Raw genomic sequence first — 14,773 nt, 5'->3', positions numbered from 1 at the left:
ATTTGAATGTTTTAAAAATTTATGTTGATTAGGTGATTTTTATTAGTGAAGAAAAAAAATTAAGGGCTGATGGAAGAGCATATAATGAACTTCGTCCTATTAAAATAGAAGCAGGAGTATTGGAAAGAGCTGATGGATCTGCTTATGTTGAAGTAGGTGGAAATAAAATATTGGCTTCTGTCTATGGTCCTAAGGAATCATATTTAAGAAGATTTTTACGTCCAGATACAGGTGTTATTAAGGTAAGATATAATATGGCACCATTTTCTGTAGACTCTAGAAAGAGACCAGGTCCGGATAGAAGATCAAATGAAATTTCAAAGATTACAACAGATGCACTTCTTCCTGCATTGATGTTGGAGGGATATCCAAGATCTCTTATTGATATTTCTATTGAGGTTATTGCTGCAGAAGGTGGAACACGTTGTGCTGGTGTAACAGCTGCCGCTGTTGCTTTAGCCGATGCTGGAATACCTATGAGGGACATTCCTGTAGGATGTGCAGCAGGTAAAATGGATGGAGACATTGTATTGGATTTATCTGAGGTTGAGGATAAGACAGGTCAGGCCGATGTACCTGTAGTGATATTGCCAAGAACTGGTGAGATTACATTGTTACAAACTGATGGTAATTTAACAGATGAAGAATTTGAAGAGGCTATTAATTTGGCTATTGAAGGTTGTATGGAAGTTAGTAAAGTACAGAAGGAAGCACTTAAAGATCGTTATTTACGTACAACCGAGGTACCTGAAGAAGAGGAATAGAGGGATATTATGGATGTAATACCGGAAATTACTATTGATAATATTACAAATCTTGTAAATAATAATGAGAGAGTTGATGGAAGGGCTCTTGATGAATATAGAAACATTAACATTGAAACAGATATAATTCCTAAGGCTGAAGGTTCAGCTTTATGCCAGCTTGGAAAGACCAAGGTTGTTGTTGGAATTAAACCTTCCATTGGGGAACCATTCCCAGATACACCTGATGTTGGAGTATTGATGACAAACTGTGAATTGCTTCCAATGGCTGATCCTGAATTTGAACCAGGTCCACCTTCACAGGAATCCATTGAACTTGCACGTGTTGTGGATCGTGGAATCCGAGAAAGTGAAATGGTCAAATTAGATGAGTTATGTATTGAAGAAGGTAAACATGTCTGGATGTTGTTTATTGATATTCATGTGATAGATAACTGTGGAAATCTTTTTGACTGTGCTAATCTGGCTGTAAATGCTGCACTTAAAACATGTAAGTTACCAAAGGCAACAGTTGTTGATGATGAGGTTGTTCTTGATGAGGAAGAAACATATAATGTTCCCTTAAATCATAATGTCGCATTATCCACCTTTGTTAAAATCGGTGATAAAATGGTTTTAGATCCTTCACTTGATGAGGAACGTGTTTTATCTGCCAGATTATCAGTAGGTATTACTGAATCAGGAAGTATTTGTTCCATGCAAAAAGGCGGTTCCAAACCTTTAAGTAAAGAGGAAATATTTGATGCGGTAAAGGTAGCATTATCTAAAAATGAAATGATTCTATCTAATTTAGATTTTTAAATAAAATTTTTCATTCTTTTTTTAATTTTTATTGTAACATCATTTTGAAATTTTATTTAAACGGTCTAAAATCCTTCTCGAATTTTATTTGCTCTTAAAATTCATATATCGAGATTAAGGTTTTAGATGTGATATTTTTTTATTTATTGAAATTTTATATTAAAAATACTGGTAAAAACAATAACTTTAAATACTGTAAAGTGCTAAATTATTATATTAGATAAATTTATGTTTTATTAATTCACAATTAAAGATAAATTTTATAATTTTATTCTTATATTATTTCATTAAATAATAGGGAATTTTTTTCTATTAACATTAATTATTTTTTGATTAGTTTAATAGGCTTTTATTTAGTCCATATATGGATTAATGATATTTTATATTATAATTATTTGGAGAGAAATATAATGGCTAGAACAAAAAAAGTGGGAATCACTGGAAGATTCGGTGCAAGATACGGAAGAAAAGCTAAAAGATCTGTTAAAATTATTGAAGAAAACATGAAACAAAAACATGTATGTCCTCAATGTGACAGACCTGGTGTAAAAAGAGTTGCTGCAGGAATATGGAAATGTAATAAATGTGGAACAGTTTTCACTGGTGGAGCATACACTCCTGAAACTCCTATGGCAAAAGCTGCAAAACGTAATGTTAAAAATGGGGGAAACTAATTGTATAGATGTCCTAACTGTGGCTATGTAATGGACCACAAAAGTTATGAAGAAAATAAATGTCCTAAATGCAGATACAGAATCTTATTCAAACAAACTCCTGCTGTAAAAAGGACAATTAAAGCAAGATAATTTTTATTTTTCTTTTTAACTTATATCTCTAATTTTTTATTAACTTATTTTAATTTAATTACTTTGTAATTTGATATTTATTTTATCAGTGATTATATGCTTATTTCAACATCTAGAAAACCTTCTCAAAATACACGTAAATTTTGTAAGAATTTAATGCATGCTACAGGTTCAGAATATATTAATAGAGGAAAAAGTAGTATTAGGGATATACTTTTAAAATCCACTACTCTAGGTAATGATTCAACTGCTTTTGTATATGAGATTAAGGGCAATCCTAGTAAAATTACATTTTTTTCAAGGGCAGAAAAGGTTTTATCAATATTGGTTACTGTTAAAACCCAGAATACCCGTCTTCATATGAACCCTAAAAATCTCAAAGTTAAATGTGAAGTGGAGGAATTGGCTGTAATTGCAGACTTACTTGATGCGGAATTAGATGATAATCCAAGTGAGAATTATCTCTACATTCATAAATATACTGAGGAAGATCAAAAGGAGTATATAGAGAAGGATTATGTAGATTATAAAATTGGAATAATCGATTTTTACAATAAAAATGGGGAAAAAATTGATCTTCAAATAGCAGTTAGGAAGATTCTTGATAATTAGACTATTTACTTTATTTTTTTTATAACTAATTTATTATGTGAGGATTATGGAGAAGGAAAATAATTTTATTGATTCAATTAACCATAATATTACAATAAAATTTGATGATGCAAAACAAGCTAAGATTATATATGATGCGGTTTTACTTGAATTTGAAACTTCTCCAGATTATAGATCATCTATGGATTTAGAGGTTCATGATAATATAATTACTATTAATATAGAGGCCGAGGATGCAACAAGTTATAGGGCATCTATAAATTCGGCTATTAAATGGATTAAACTATCCTTAGAAGTTAATAATCTTATCGAGTAATTTCTATTGATTTATATCTAAATTAAATTATTTTTTCTATTTGATGACCAAATCATAAATAATAGGTATATTAGGAAATTAATTCTCTTTGAATGAATAAATTATTTATTAATAAATAGGTTAAGAGATTTTAAATCCTTTAAATGAGCTTTTCATTTATGTGGTTTATTAAATTTTTAGATAATATTAGTTTCTTTTTCAATGGGTAAAGTTTTATTAATAATATTTTTTCTGATGATAATCTGACTAATTTAAGATATCTTTATTAAATATTAAATATATAAATTAAATTATAATATTAATATTATTTAATTAAATATTTCAAAAAAAGGTGATATTATGGATTTACCAAAAAATGTACAAGAACAATTGAATCAATATCAAAATTTACAACAACAAGCTCAAGCTGTAACCGTTCAAAAACAAAACCTCGATTTACAAATAAATGAAACTGAAAGGGCTATTGCTGAACTTGAAAAGACTAATTCTGATACTGAGGTTTACAAATCTGCTGGTTCTTTACTTATTAAAGTAAATCGTGATGATATTTATGATGAAACTAAAGAACAATTAGAAACCCTTCAATTAAGACAAAAAACCATGGCACGTCAAGAAGAAAGAGTCATGAAAAAACTTCAGGAAATGCAAACCAGTATTCAAAATACTATGAATGGTTTAAATATTAACTAAGTATTTTTAAATACTTATTACTTTTTAATTTAAAATTTTCAAAAGATGACTATATGAGAAAACTTAAAGAATTAACACAAGATGACTTAGATGCTATAACTTATTTTCTTACCAACACTGCAGAAAATAAATTATCACAACATGTATCTTCTAAAGAAGTTATAGATCAAAGTATTTTAACAGACATAAGTTACGAAAATGAAGAACTTAATGTTGATTTAAAAATTAATGTTGATGTTGATGCTTTATCAAATCTAAGTCAGGAAGATATTCAAAATGTTGTAGATGAATCCTATGAAAAATTAGATGTTTTCATAGATGAAAATTATAGAGAATAGTTTTTTATAACTATTTTACTAATTAACTTTTTTTAATAACGGATTTTTTTAGATTTTTATTTCTATTAAACATCTGATGAATTTTACTTATTCTGTTTAAAATTATATTCTATTAAGGTTTATTTTAATAAATTTTTTTTATTTAGCTCTCATTTATTTTAGAACACATGAACAATTGTTAATTATTTTTTAATAATAATCTTGTTTTGCCTGTTTTTATTAGTTTCACTTTTTATAAACTAGAATTCTGCTATTTTACTTGATATGATCCTTATTTTTTTATAAATTTGTCTATAATATTTTAAAGTAAACTTTAATTATTTTCAAATAACATTTATATACTAGAAAGTTTAAAAGTATGTGTAAGGGTCCAACCTTAGTTTTTATTTTTTATTAAAGGGTAATATTAGGGTTACTTTACCTTTTATCAACAACTTTTTTTATTAAGGCATTTTTTTAATTCTAATAATGGTTTATTGTTTTCTATTTTTATTAATGACTTTATGTGAAAATCCTTTCCTAATAATTAAATTTGTATAAAATTATAAGTAATATAAGGATTAAATATTTTATTAGATTTTTAAAATTAAGTATATTTAATTTCATTAAGAGTTTATACTATTTTAGTGGTTGATAAGATGGAAGAAAATGATGAAATTGTATGGGATGATAATAAGGTAGCTATTTCATGTTGTAGTGGAATGAGCCCTAATGGATTAGTGGGTAGAGCTGTAGTGACTGATGTAGCTATTGATTCTGATGATGTAATGTCTATTTGTATATCCGCAACATCTGCAGATAATGAGAATTTTATTAATCTCATTGATAAATATCCGATTATTGCAATCAATGGCTGTCAGAGTAATTGTGTTAATAAAATATTAAAAAGCAAAGGTATTGATGTGGTTCGCCATATTAATATAGATCAGATTTTAAAACCTACAGGTCATGAACCAAATGATTCCGCAAGGTTGGATGATGAGGGGGAAATCTGTGTTGGTATTGTAAAAGAGGAACTTGAAAAGATTATAGATGAAGAGCTTGACAAGGCTAAAAGTTTATAATTTATTATTCATTTAACTTTAATCTTTTAATAATATTTTTTATCTGATTTTCCGATTTTTAATAATTGATTAATCTCATTTATTTGATTTTATTTTCTATTTTTACTAATCAATTGGCTGATTTCAATTGTTTTTTGATTTTATTTTCTATTTTAATGGTTAATCTATTCTATTATTTTTTTAATTGGCCTTTTTTTAAACATTGTATTCTTTATTGTTTCATTTTATTTTTTAGTTCTATTACTCTAATATCCTCAATTAATTTTTCATTACCCTTATGTATGTTTAATTGGTTTTGAATCTTTTCTAATAGGTTTTATAAATATTATTTCTTAATTTTTAAATTCAATATAAATTGTCTTCTATTAAATTTAACCTTGATTAAAATTTTAATTTCTTTTTAGGTAAACCTAAACTCAATAAACTATATATGTGGTAAAAATAATACTTTGTTTAGGTAAACCTAAAATTTTATTTATTAATTTTTTTAAAGAGAGGGGTTTTCTATTTTAGATGGTCAAGAAACAAGAGATGAAAAATTATTGGAAAACAAGAAGGACAGTACAAATTACCTTCATAATGTATTGCTTATAGGTAATCCTAATGTAGGTAAAAGTCTTACTTTTAATAAATTAACAGGTCTTTCTGCTACAGTTTCCAATTATCCTGGAACAACTGTTGATATTGATACAGGTAATTTTAAAATTGATGGAGAAACAATTGAAATTACAGATCCTCCAGGAATGTATGATTTAAATACAATAACCGAAGAGGAAAGAATTGCTAAATTACTTCTATTTAGTGGAGATTATGATTTAGTTGTACATGTTATAGATGCTAAAAATATTGATAAATCGATTGATTTGACTTTACAGTTGATTGATGCAGGTACTGATGTAATTTTGGTATTAAATATGATTGATGAATTAGACTGTATGGGTGCTAAAGTAGATAAGGAAGGATTGTCTGCTAAATTAGGTATTCCCGTAGTCTTAACTTCAGCTGCAAACGATATTGGTTTAGACGAGCTAAAGAATACAATATTAAATTATGATGATATTAAAAAGAATATCGATTCTAATTCAAAAGCCAGAATTGTAATCCATTATGGTAATGATTTAGAAAGCTCCATTAATAAAGTGGAATCTAAATTGGAACATAGATATGATGAGATGACTAATCGTGCAGTAGCTATTCTACTTTTAGAGGGAGATAAAGATATTAGAAATACCGTTAAAAAACATGAAAAAAACTATGCGGATGTTTTTAGTTTAGTAGATTCAATTGAAAAGGAGTATGACGATCCGATTAAATATTTAACCAAATTACAATTGTCTAAGTATGCACTATATTTTAAAGATGAATTTACAACAATAAACAAGGTTAAACCTCAGACAAATGATGATTTTAAAGAAAAACTATCAAGATTGATGATACATCCGGTTTACGGTTTGATTATTCTGGCATTGGTTTTATACTTCGGATTGTATCTATTCGTAGGGGTTTTAGGTGCCGGATATTTGGTTGATTTCTTTGAGGATGTAATATTTGGAGAATGGATAAATCCATTTTTAACTCAAATTGTTTTGGCTGTTATACCATGGAAACCAATACAAGACTTGTTTATAGGTAGTTATGGTATTGTAACATTCGGTTTAAGTTATGGTATTGGAATTATTTTCCCAATTGTGAGTTTGTTCTTCATTGTATTTTCAATACTTGAAGATAGCGGTTATCTTCCAAGACTTGCACTTTTAACTGACAACGCTTTTAAAAAGATAGGTTTAAGTGGTCGTTCAATTATTCCTATGGTTTTGGCAGTAGGCTGTGGAAGTATGGCAACCATGACCACACGTACTCTTGAGACCAACCGTGAAAGAATTATTGCAACAATACTCATGGCTTTAACTATTCCATGTTCTGCACAGCTTGGAGTAATAATGTCATTGTTATCCTCACATCCCATTACATTATGGATATGGCTTGGAATAATCATATTCAACTTTATAGTTGTAGGGCTTATTGCTAAGAGATTTGTACCAGGTTCACAGGCAAGTTTCTTCATGGAACTTCCTCCTTTAAGAGTTCCTAAACCTAAGCATATACTTAAAAAAACCTGGACAAGGGTTGTAATGTATATTAAGGAATTGTTACCAATATTTATCCTTATAAGTGTTTTAATCTGGGGTCTTGATCTTGTAGGTATCTTCCAATTAATCATTAAATTATTTAATCCGATTATACAGGCTATAGGTCTTCCAACTTCAACAACCCAATCATTTATCTTAGGATTCTTTAGAAGAGACTTTGGTGCAGCGGGAATCTTAAAGATTAGGGATACCTTAACTGGTGTACAATTACTTGTAGCAAGTGTTACCTTAACCTTGTTTGTACCATGTATTGCACAGTTTATTGTAATGATTAAGGAAAGAGGGGTAAAGATAGCTGTAGGTATTGCAATATTAAGTATTGTACTTGCATTTACAGCAGGTTTCCTACTTAACTTAGTACTTACGACATTTGGAGTAGTATTTTAAATAGGATATTAAACATGAAATGCAGCTGTTTACTAAATTGGCTTATTTAACATGGATATTGTGATGGAATTAAAAATTGTCAGGATATAATTATTTAATTAGCAATATGTGTATTTACACAATTCATTACTATAGTTTTAAAAGTATGATTAAGTAAATTAAATCTATAATTAATTATATTAATTATAAATTTTTTATTTTAATTTATTTATATAGAATAATATTTATAATGGGGTTATTTGATTGATGAAAATATTTAATTTATTATTTTAATTATCAGGTGAATACTTAAATTTAATTTATACTTTTCATTGAAATTATTATGGTAGTGGATTGATAATATTCAATTTTCTAATGATTTCATAAAGGATAGTGGCGGATAATATGTCAGAAGATGTTATGGTAAAATGTGAGTTTTGTGGATATGAATTTAAACTCTGTGATGGTGAAAGTTGTGAAGGCTGTCCAATAGACTGCCAGGTAATTCACTGTCCTAATTGTGGATATGAGATTTTACCGGAATCAAAGTCATATAAATTCATTGAAAACTCAGTAGGAAAGATAAAGGATTGTATTTTTAACAGGTGATTCTAATTTAAACTATAAAAATTTCAGAATTTCTTTTTACAGGTTATTTTATTTATTACAAAAAGTTTGGATTAATTTTTAAAATGTAGTTTTATTAGACTGATAAAAGTTTAGAATCATATTTTTAACAGATAATATTATAAAGGGGATTAAAAATGTCATTAAGAACTAAAGACATAGAGGATATTCTTCGTAATCTTTGGGTTAAGGAAAAGGAAGATAAGGACATCATGACCGAAGATCAAATTGATAAGGACTATATTACAGAATTATTTAAAAAAGGATATATTAATATAGATCATCATAAAATCTTATTATCAGAGTCTGGTGAATATCTGGGAAGGGAACTTGTCAGAAAACATAGGATTGCCGAGACTGTTGTGGCTGATTTGTTCCTTGCAGATAGGGATGAGATGGAGGATTTGGCGGATCAGATTGAACATGTAATGAGTCATGATGTTGAAGACAATATTATGAGGATTCTCGGTTATCCTAAAAAATGCCCACATGGTCATACAATTCCGCCACGTGATGGTATGGTAGTCGATAATAAGGATTCAGCCGTTCCACTTCTTGAAACTGAGGTAGGTGATATTGGAACAGTATCATATATTAAGACTGCAGATGCTAAGAAATTACAGAAGATTATGAATTTGGGTCTTCTTCCAGGTTCTAAGATTCAATTGATTCAAAAATTTCCAATCTTTGTATTTCAGTTAGGTAATACCCAGTTAGCCGTAGATAAAGAATTGGCAAATGAGATTTATGTAGTTGTTGAATCTAACGAGCCGGTATAATTTTTCATTTTTTTTTATAAATCTTTCATTATCTAGTTTAAATTATTTGATTTTTTAAAAGTGTTGATTTTTTTTCATTTTAGTTTTTAATGTCTGATTTCACTATTCTTAATTGTTCTATTTTTATATAATCTCTTTTTTTATTGCTCTTTTTATAAAAAATTAAAGTCCTTTATACTTATTTATGGGATTTCTACTAATTGGCTATTGATCATTTTATCTTAATTTTTATTATTTTTTTAAGAATGTATTATTTTTAGAAAAATATTAAATTAAGTTCTTTTATATAATATAATAATTATTATATGCAAGTGATTAACAAGTGATTAAATGATTGAAATAGTACCAGTTTTAGATTTAAAAGGTAATCAGGCTGTCAGTGGAAAAAGTGGCAATAGGTCTACCTATACTCCATTAAATACAATTTATGCTCCAAACTCAGACCCTTTGAATATTGCAAATGGCCTTGAGCTTTATGGTGCCAAGGAGATTTACATCGCTGATTTGGATTTAATTGAAAAACAGGGTAATAATCTTTATAAAATCAAGGATGTTAATACTGTTTTGCCTGTAATGTTGGATTGCGGTATTAAGGATTTTGAATCTTTTAAGTTTTATCTTGATTTTGCATATAAACTTATAGTTGCAACTGAGACGATTGAATCCATTGACGAGATGAGGAAAATTTTTAACACATTTCCACGTGAGAGGATTGTTGTAAGTGTTGATATTAAAGACGGACGACTTTATTCAAACAATTTGGATATGAATCTGGAAGAGTTTAAGGATGTGTTAAGGGAACTTGATCCTAATGAGATTATCCTTTTAAATATATCTGATGTTGGAACTGGAAATGGTTATGATACTCGCTTTTTGGATGATTTTAAAGAGTTTAAGGATAAGATCATAATTGGCGGAGGTATTAATCAAGAGGATTTAGAGCCCCTTGAAAGGTATGGTGTAAAAAAAGCATTAATAGGTACTGCCTTACATAACGGAAGTATTTCCACATTATAATTTTAATTAATTGAATTTTTAATGATTTTTTTATTATTATTTTTTAAAAACAGTTAGGATCTGTTCTTATTTTAGAAATTATAATGGTATAGAAGGGACTGTAAAAAATTCAACTGATGATAAACCACTTATTTTTTCTAATTCTAACTAAAAAACAATTTACAGTTGAAATACAACTTCAAAAGTTATAAAATAACATAAAACTAAAAAATAATAAGTTACATTAAAATAAAAGAACAATGAACCAAAATAACAACAGAAAATCATAACACCAAAATAAACAAAACAAAACTCTAATTTAATAAAAACAAACAAAACAAGTCCTAAAAATAAAATACTTAATTAATATAAAGTAATATACAAAATAATAAAATAATAAGCGCTATTTCAACTGAAAAATAGCATAAAAAGAGTTAAATAATAATGTGGGCATATATATTAATATGAAGCAAAATACACCCACAATTAATAATTTAAATGAAGAAATATTTATTTTTTTCGATTCAAAAACACAAAAAAATCACATAAAAATCACAAATGATCTAGACCCTGAAATAGCAATTATCTTCTTAAAACTAACTGAACCCACTAACAAAGCAATAATAGTCAAGAAAAAAGAATATTGCAGTAAATGCGGAGCACCACTAAACAAAAACGGACTAACCAAAATAAAATACGAGAAAAAACACGAAATATATCTACAAAAATACGTTTGCAGCTCGAAAAAATGCAAACACTACGAAACAACAGATATAACAAAATTTAAAGACAAATACTGCAATTATTCAAAGAAAACAAAAGAAAAAGCAATAATATTCAAAACACAAACCTATATACCATATAACAAAGTTGCAAACATCATAAACAAAACAGAAAACCTAAATATAAGCCATCAAACAATCTACAACACATTTAAACAAAAAATCGATGACTGGATACTAAAACACGAAAAACACATTAAAAAACAAATCAAAGAACATGAAATCGAATATAGTGGAATAATCCACTACGACGAACAATATTTGAACATATCAAGACAAACATACCTCAGATTAAGCATAATAGACGCAATAAGCAAAATAACAATTAACACAAAAATAATACACAAAAACAAATTCAACCAAAAAACGTTCGAAAACTTCATCAAAGAATCCACAAAAGAATTTAAACTAAAAGTACTAATAACAGACGGACACCCAATCTATAAAAAATTCTGCAAAGAAAACAACATAATACACCAACAATGTGTATTCCATTTAATACATGAAATACGAAAACCCGCATACAAACAAATAAACAAACTAAAAAGACAAAACAAAACAAACAAAAATAAAATAGAAAAAATAACAACTAAAATCGAAAAATTACAAAGTAAAATCCAAATCAAAAGAGGCAGAATCAAAAAAACAGACAAAAAAAGAATAAAAATAAATGAACAAATAAAAAGCCTAAAAATACAATTAAACATTCTAAAATTTAAAATAAGAGAAAACAAACACAAAATCAAAAAACTAGAAAAATACATGGACAAAATATCATTAATATTCAAATCCAAAAAAATAAAAACAGCAACAAAAAGAATAAACAAATTAAAAGAAGAAATAGACCAAATACCCGAAATAATAGCCAAAAAAATACCAAAAATCACCAAAAACATAGAAAACTACTTAAATCATATGAAAAACAAAAACATACCAAAAACAAACAACACAATAGAACTATTATTCAGAACAACACTACCAAGAAGCAGAAAAAACATATTCCGAACAGTAAACGGAGTAAAAAACGAATTCCAAACCAAAGAAATCATAAGAAACTACAAAACAATAAAACAAATTTAAAAAAATTCAAGCCATCAGTTGAATTTTTTACAACCTCGTATAGAAATATTATTCTTTTTAAATATTGAAAACAGTTAAAGCTTATTCTTTTTCCGGTGTTTATAAAATTTAAAAATGTTGTTTATAGTATAAAAATTCCAATGAAGGGAAACATATATATAACTTTATTATTAAATATTAATAGTATAATATTATTGAATAATAACTATATTTTTTTTAAAAAATGTTAATTTAGTGATAAAATGCCAGTAAACGGAACATTATTATTTTCACATATATTACCAGTTGTTTTAGCTTTCTTTGGAGTATTATTTATAATCTCTGGTGAAATGGATAATAACAGATATAAATTAATGGTAGGTATTGTTTTGTTTCTGATAGCGGCTTTCAGTCCATTTATAGTTTTACGTCCTATTCTTTTAGGATAGTTACTTTTCATGATTCTTGTTTTCAGAATCTATTTTTAGAAAATAAATTATAACAATAGTTAATAATTAAATTTTATATTATAGTTATTATAAAAATAAGATTGCTCTATATTTTAATAGAAATTTACAATGGATATTAAATATTTGCAATTTAATATTAATTTTCGATAATTGACTAGTTTTAAAATTATAGAAAGGAGAAAATATAATGCAAAAAGGTACTGATGTATTAAAAGAAGGTTTCGCTAAAATGACAAAAGGCGGAGTCATTATGGATGTTGTAAATGCAGAACAAGCAGGTATTGCAGAAGATGCTGGTGCTGTAGCTGTTATGGCTTTAGAAAAAGTTCCTGCAGATATCCGTAAAGCTGGTGGAGTAGCTAGAATGGCTGATCCATCCATTACTGAAGAAGTAGTTGATGCTGTTTCCATTCCTGTCATGGCTAAATGTAGAATTGGTCATATTGCAGAAGCTCAAATACTCGAAACTTTAGGCGTAGACATGATTGATGAGAGTGAAGTACTTACACCTGCCGATGATGTTTATCATATTAATAAGAAAGAATTCACCATTCCATTTGTATGTGGTGCTAGAAACTTAGGTGAAGCATTAAGAAGAATTGATGAAGGTGCTGCAATGATTCGTACCAAAGGTGAACCTGGTACTGGAAACATTGTTGAAGCTGTTCGTCATATGAGAATGGTTATGGGTGAAATCAGAACTGTTCAAGGTTTGGATGAAGAGGAAATTTGGAGATATGCAAGGGATATCGAAGCACCGATTGAACTCGTTCGTGAAACTGCAAAACTTGGTAAATTACCTGTAGTTAACTTTGCTGCTGGAGGTATTGCTACCCCTGCAGACGCTTCATTAATGATGCAATTAGGATCAGATGGAATCTTTGTAGGTTCAGGAATCTTCAAATCCAATAATCCTCCTGCATTTGCACATGCTATTGTGGAAGCTACCGCAAACTATGATAAACCTGATGTTTTAGCTGAGGTTTCTAAAAACTTAGGTGAAGCAATGAAAGGTTTAGACATGTCTACTTTATCCCAAGAAGACAGAATGCAAGATAGAGGTATTTAGATATTATCTATTTTTTAAATTCCTTTTCTTTTTTTTTAATTTCATAATTCTAATTTAAAGCCATATTCTATAGAAAACTATTTATTCTATTTTAATTTTATATAATTCTTGATATTTTTTTAAGCCATTTATTGTGGAGGTGATGGTATGGTCAATCTGTTACTTATTGGTCCTATTACAAAGGATAAGAATATTTTTAATAACAAGTCAAAATCCTCAATAGGGGGAGCTGTATATTATGAGTCATATGTCTTGGAAAATTTAGAGTCTGACTACACAATTGTTACGGCTCTATCAAAAGACGATGAGTATCTATTAAACAATTTTCCAAATGAAGATAGAATAATTCCGGTTTTTAAAGATGAAACACTAATCTTTATAAATGAATATTTAAATGATTCAAATAGGATTCAAAAGTCCAATTTTGCGGAAATACCAATTACACTTAAGGACTTTAAAAATCTAAATATTGATTTAAAGGATTATGATGGAATCTTAATTAATCCTCTGCTATTATCCGATGTGGACTTGGATTTGCTAAAATATTTAAGCGGTTTTGATTTACCGATATTCTTTTCAATACAGGGAATTTTAAGGGATTATTCATTAAATGGTTATGTTAAAAAATCAATGCCTGATAAATTTAGAGAAATTCTAAAATATGTAAATGTTTTATTTTTAGATGAGTTTGAAGCAGAGTTCATATATGGGGACAGCTTGGATTTGATAGATACAATTAAAAACTTGTCTACTTTAGGTCCAAATGAGATTATAGTAACTGAAAATAGTAAGGGATCTTTAATATATAATAAGTATGAGGAAAGATTATATGATATTGAAGCTTGCCCTACAGGAAAAATATCCTCTCCAACAGGAGCAGGGGACACATATATGGCTGCATATATTGTAAAACGTCTTAACAAATCTAACATTTATGAGAGTGGTCAATTCGCTTCCATTGTATCAACATTAAAATTGGAAAATAATGGTCCATTTAAAGATAGCATATTAGATGTCTTGGATAGATTACTCGATAATTTGGGTTTTTAAAATTAAATCTATTTTTCTAAAAGTTATTTTTTAG

Annotated in this window: 17 protein-coding genes; all 17 read left to right on the top strand. The window is 27.8% G+C overall.

Features of this window, described 5'->3' with window-relative positions; genetic code table 11:
- Window positions 1–32 precede the first annotated feature (32 nt).
- Entirely contained in the window at window positions 33–764 is a 732-nt protein-coding gene (rrp41, locus tag ABM4_RS04585) for an exosome complex exonuclease Rrp41 (RefSeq protein ID WP_016358509.1), read from the top strand.
- A gap of 6 nt (window positions 765–770) precedes the next feature.
- Window positions 771–1,565, top strand: coding sequence for an exosome complex protein Rrp42 (gene rrp42, locus ABM4_RS04580; RefSeq protein ID WP_048200854.1), 795 nt, complete (start codon window positions 771–773; stop codon window positions 1,563–1,565).
- A 410-nt stretch (window positions 1,566–1,975) separates the two neighbouring features.
- Window positions 1,976–2,239, top strand: a complete 264-nt coding sequence (gene rpl37A, locus ABM4_RS04575; RefSeq protein WP_016358507.1) for a 50S ribosomal protein L37Ae — start codon at window positions 1,976–1,978, stop codon at window positions 2,237–2,239.
- Window positions 2,240–2,371, top strand: a complete 132-nt coding sequence (locus ABM4_RS04570; RefSeq protein ID WP_016358506.1) for a DNA-directed RNA polymerase subunit P RpoP — start codon at window positions 2,240–2,242, stop codon at window positions 2,369–2,371. It abuts the gene before it with no gap.
- A gap of 96 nt (window positions 2,372–2,467) precedes the next feature.
- Window positions 2,468–2,983 carry a ribosomal biogenesis protein gene (locus tag ABM4_RS04565; protein WP_016358505.1) on the top strand — a complete coding sequence of 172 codons (516 nt, stop codon included), beginning with the start codon at window positions 2,468–2,470 and terminating at the stop codon, window positions 2,981–2,983.
- A 46-nt stretch (window positions 2,984–3,029) separates the two neighbouring features.
- Window positions 3,030–3,299 carry a KEOPS complex subunit Pcc1 gene (locus ABM4_RS04560; RefSeq protein ID WP_016358504.1) on the top strand — a complete coding sequence of 90 codons (270 nt, stop codon included), beginning with the start codon at window positions 3,030–3,032 and terminating at the stop codon, window positions 3,297–3,299.
- Window positions 3,300–3,638: 339 nt separating this feature from the next.
- Window positions 3,639–3,989 carry a prefoldin subunit beta gene (locus ABM4_RS04555; protein ID WP_016358503.1) on the top strand — a complete coding sequence of 117 codons (351 nt, stop codon included), beginning with the start codon at window positions 3,639–3,641 and terminating at the stop codon, window positions 3,987–3,989.
- Between the two features lie 53 nt (window positions 3,990–4,042).
- Window positions 4,043–4,327, top strand: a complete 285-nt coding sequence (locus ABM4_RS04550) for a DUF3194 domain-containing protein (protein WP_016358502.1) — start codon at window positions 4,043–4,045, stop codon at window positions 4,325–4,327.
- A 638-nt stretch (window positions 4,328–4,965) separates the two neighbouring features.
- On the top strand, window positions 4,966–5,391 hold the full coding sequence (locus ABM4_RS04545) for a putative zinc-binding protein (protein ID WP_016358501.1): 426 nt from the start codon (window positions 4,966–4,968) through the stop codon (window positions 5,389–5,391).
- 542 nt (window positions 5,392–5,933) lie between these two features.
- A complete protein-coding gene (gene feoB, locus ABM4_RS04540; protein ID WP_016358500.1) occupies window positions 5,934–7,928 on the top strand; it encodes a ferrous iron transport protein B in 1,995 nt (664 codons plus the stop codon).
- A 384-nt stretch (window positions 7,929–8,312) separates the two neighbouring features.
- Window positions 8,313–8,516: a hypothetical protein gene (locus tag ABM4_RS04535; protein ID WP_016358499.1), complete on the top strand. Its 204-nt coding sequence runs from the start codon at window positions 8,313–8,315 to the stop codon at window positions 8,514–8,516.
- Between the two features lie 155 nt (window positions 8,517–8,671).
- A complete protein-coding gene (locus ABM4_RS04530; RefSeq protein WP_016358498.1) occupies window positions 8,672–9,313 on the top strand; it encodes a metal-dependent transcriptional regulator in 642 nt (213 codons plus the stop codon).
- Window positions 9,314–9,643: 330 nt separating this feature from the next.
- Complete coding sequence (locus ABM4_RS04525; RefSeq protein WP_016358497.1) at window positions 9,644–10,330, top strand: HisA/HisF family protein; 687 nt, start codon at window positions 9,644–9,646, stop codon at window positions 10,328–10,330.
- A 443-nt stretch (window positions 10,331–10,773) separates the two neighbouring features.
- The gene (locus ABM4_RS04520) at window positions 10,774–12,171 is read left to right on the top strand and encodes a transposase (protein ID WP_016358496.1); all 1,398 of its coding nucleotides are present in this window, start codon (window positions 10,774–10,776) and stop codon (window positions 12,169–12,171) included.
- A gap of 242 nt (window positions 12,172–12,413) precedes the next feature.
- The gene (locus tag ABM4_RS04515) at window positions 12,414–12,599 is read left to right on the top strand and encodes a hypothetical protein (RefSeq protein WP_016358495.1); all 186 of its coding nucleotides are present in this window, start codon (window positions 12,414–12,416) and stop codon (window positions 12,597–12,599) included.
- A 208-nt stretch (window positions 12,600–12,807) separates the two neighbouring features.
- Window positions 12,808–13,689, top strand: a complete 882-nt coding sequence (pdxS, locus tag ABM4_RS04510; protein WP_016358494.1) for a pyridoxal 5'-phosphate synthase lyase subunit PdxS — start codon at window positions 12,808–12,810, stop codon at window positions 13,687–13,689.
- A 147-nt stretch (window positions 13,690–13,836) separates the two neighbouring features.
- Entirely contained in the window at window positions 13,837–14,739 is a 903-nt protein-coding gene (locus ABM4_RS04505; RefSeq protein WP_016358493.1) for a PfkB family carbohydrate kinase, read from the top strand.
- Window positions 14,740–14,773: the final 34 nt, after the last annotated feature.

This window comes from Methanobrevibacter sp. AbM4 (assembly GCF_000404165.1).
GTDB classification, from domain to species: domain Archaea; phylum Methanobacteriota; class Methanobacteria; order Methanobacteriales; family Methanobacteriaceae; genus Methanarmilla; species Methanarmilla boviskoreani.
The sequence above is the reverse complement of the archived record's forward strand: the minus strand, read 5'-3'. Positions and strand labels throughout refer to the sequence as shown.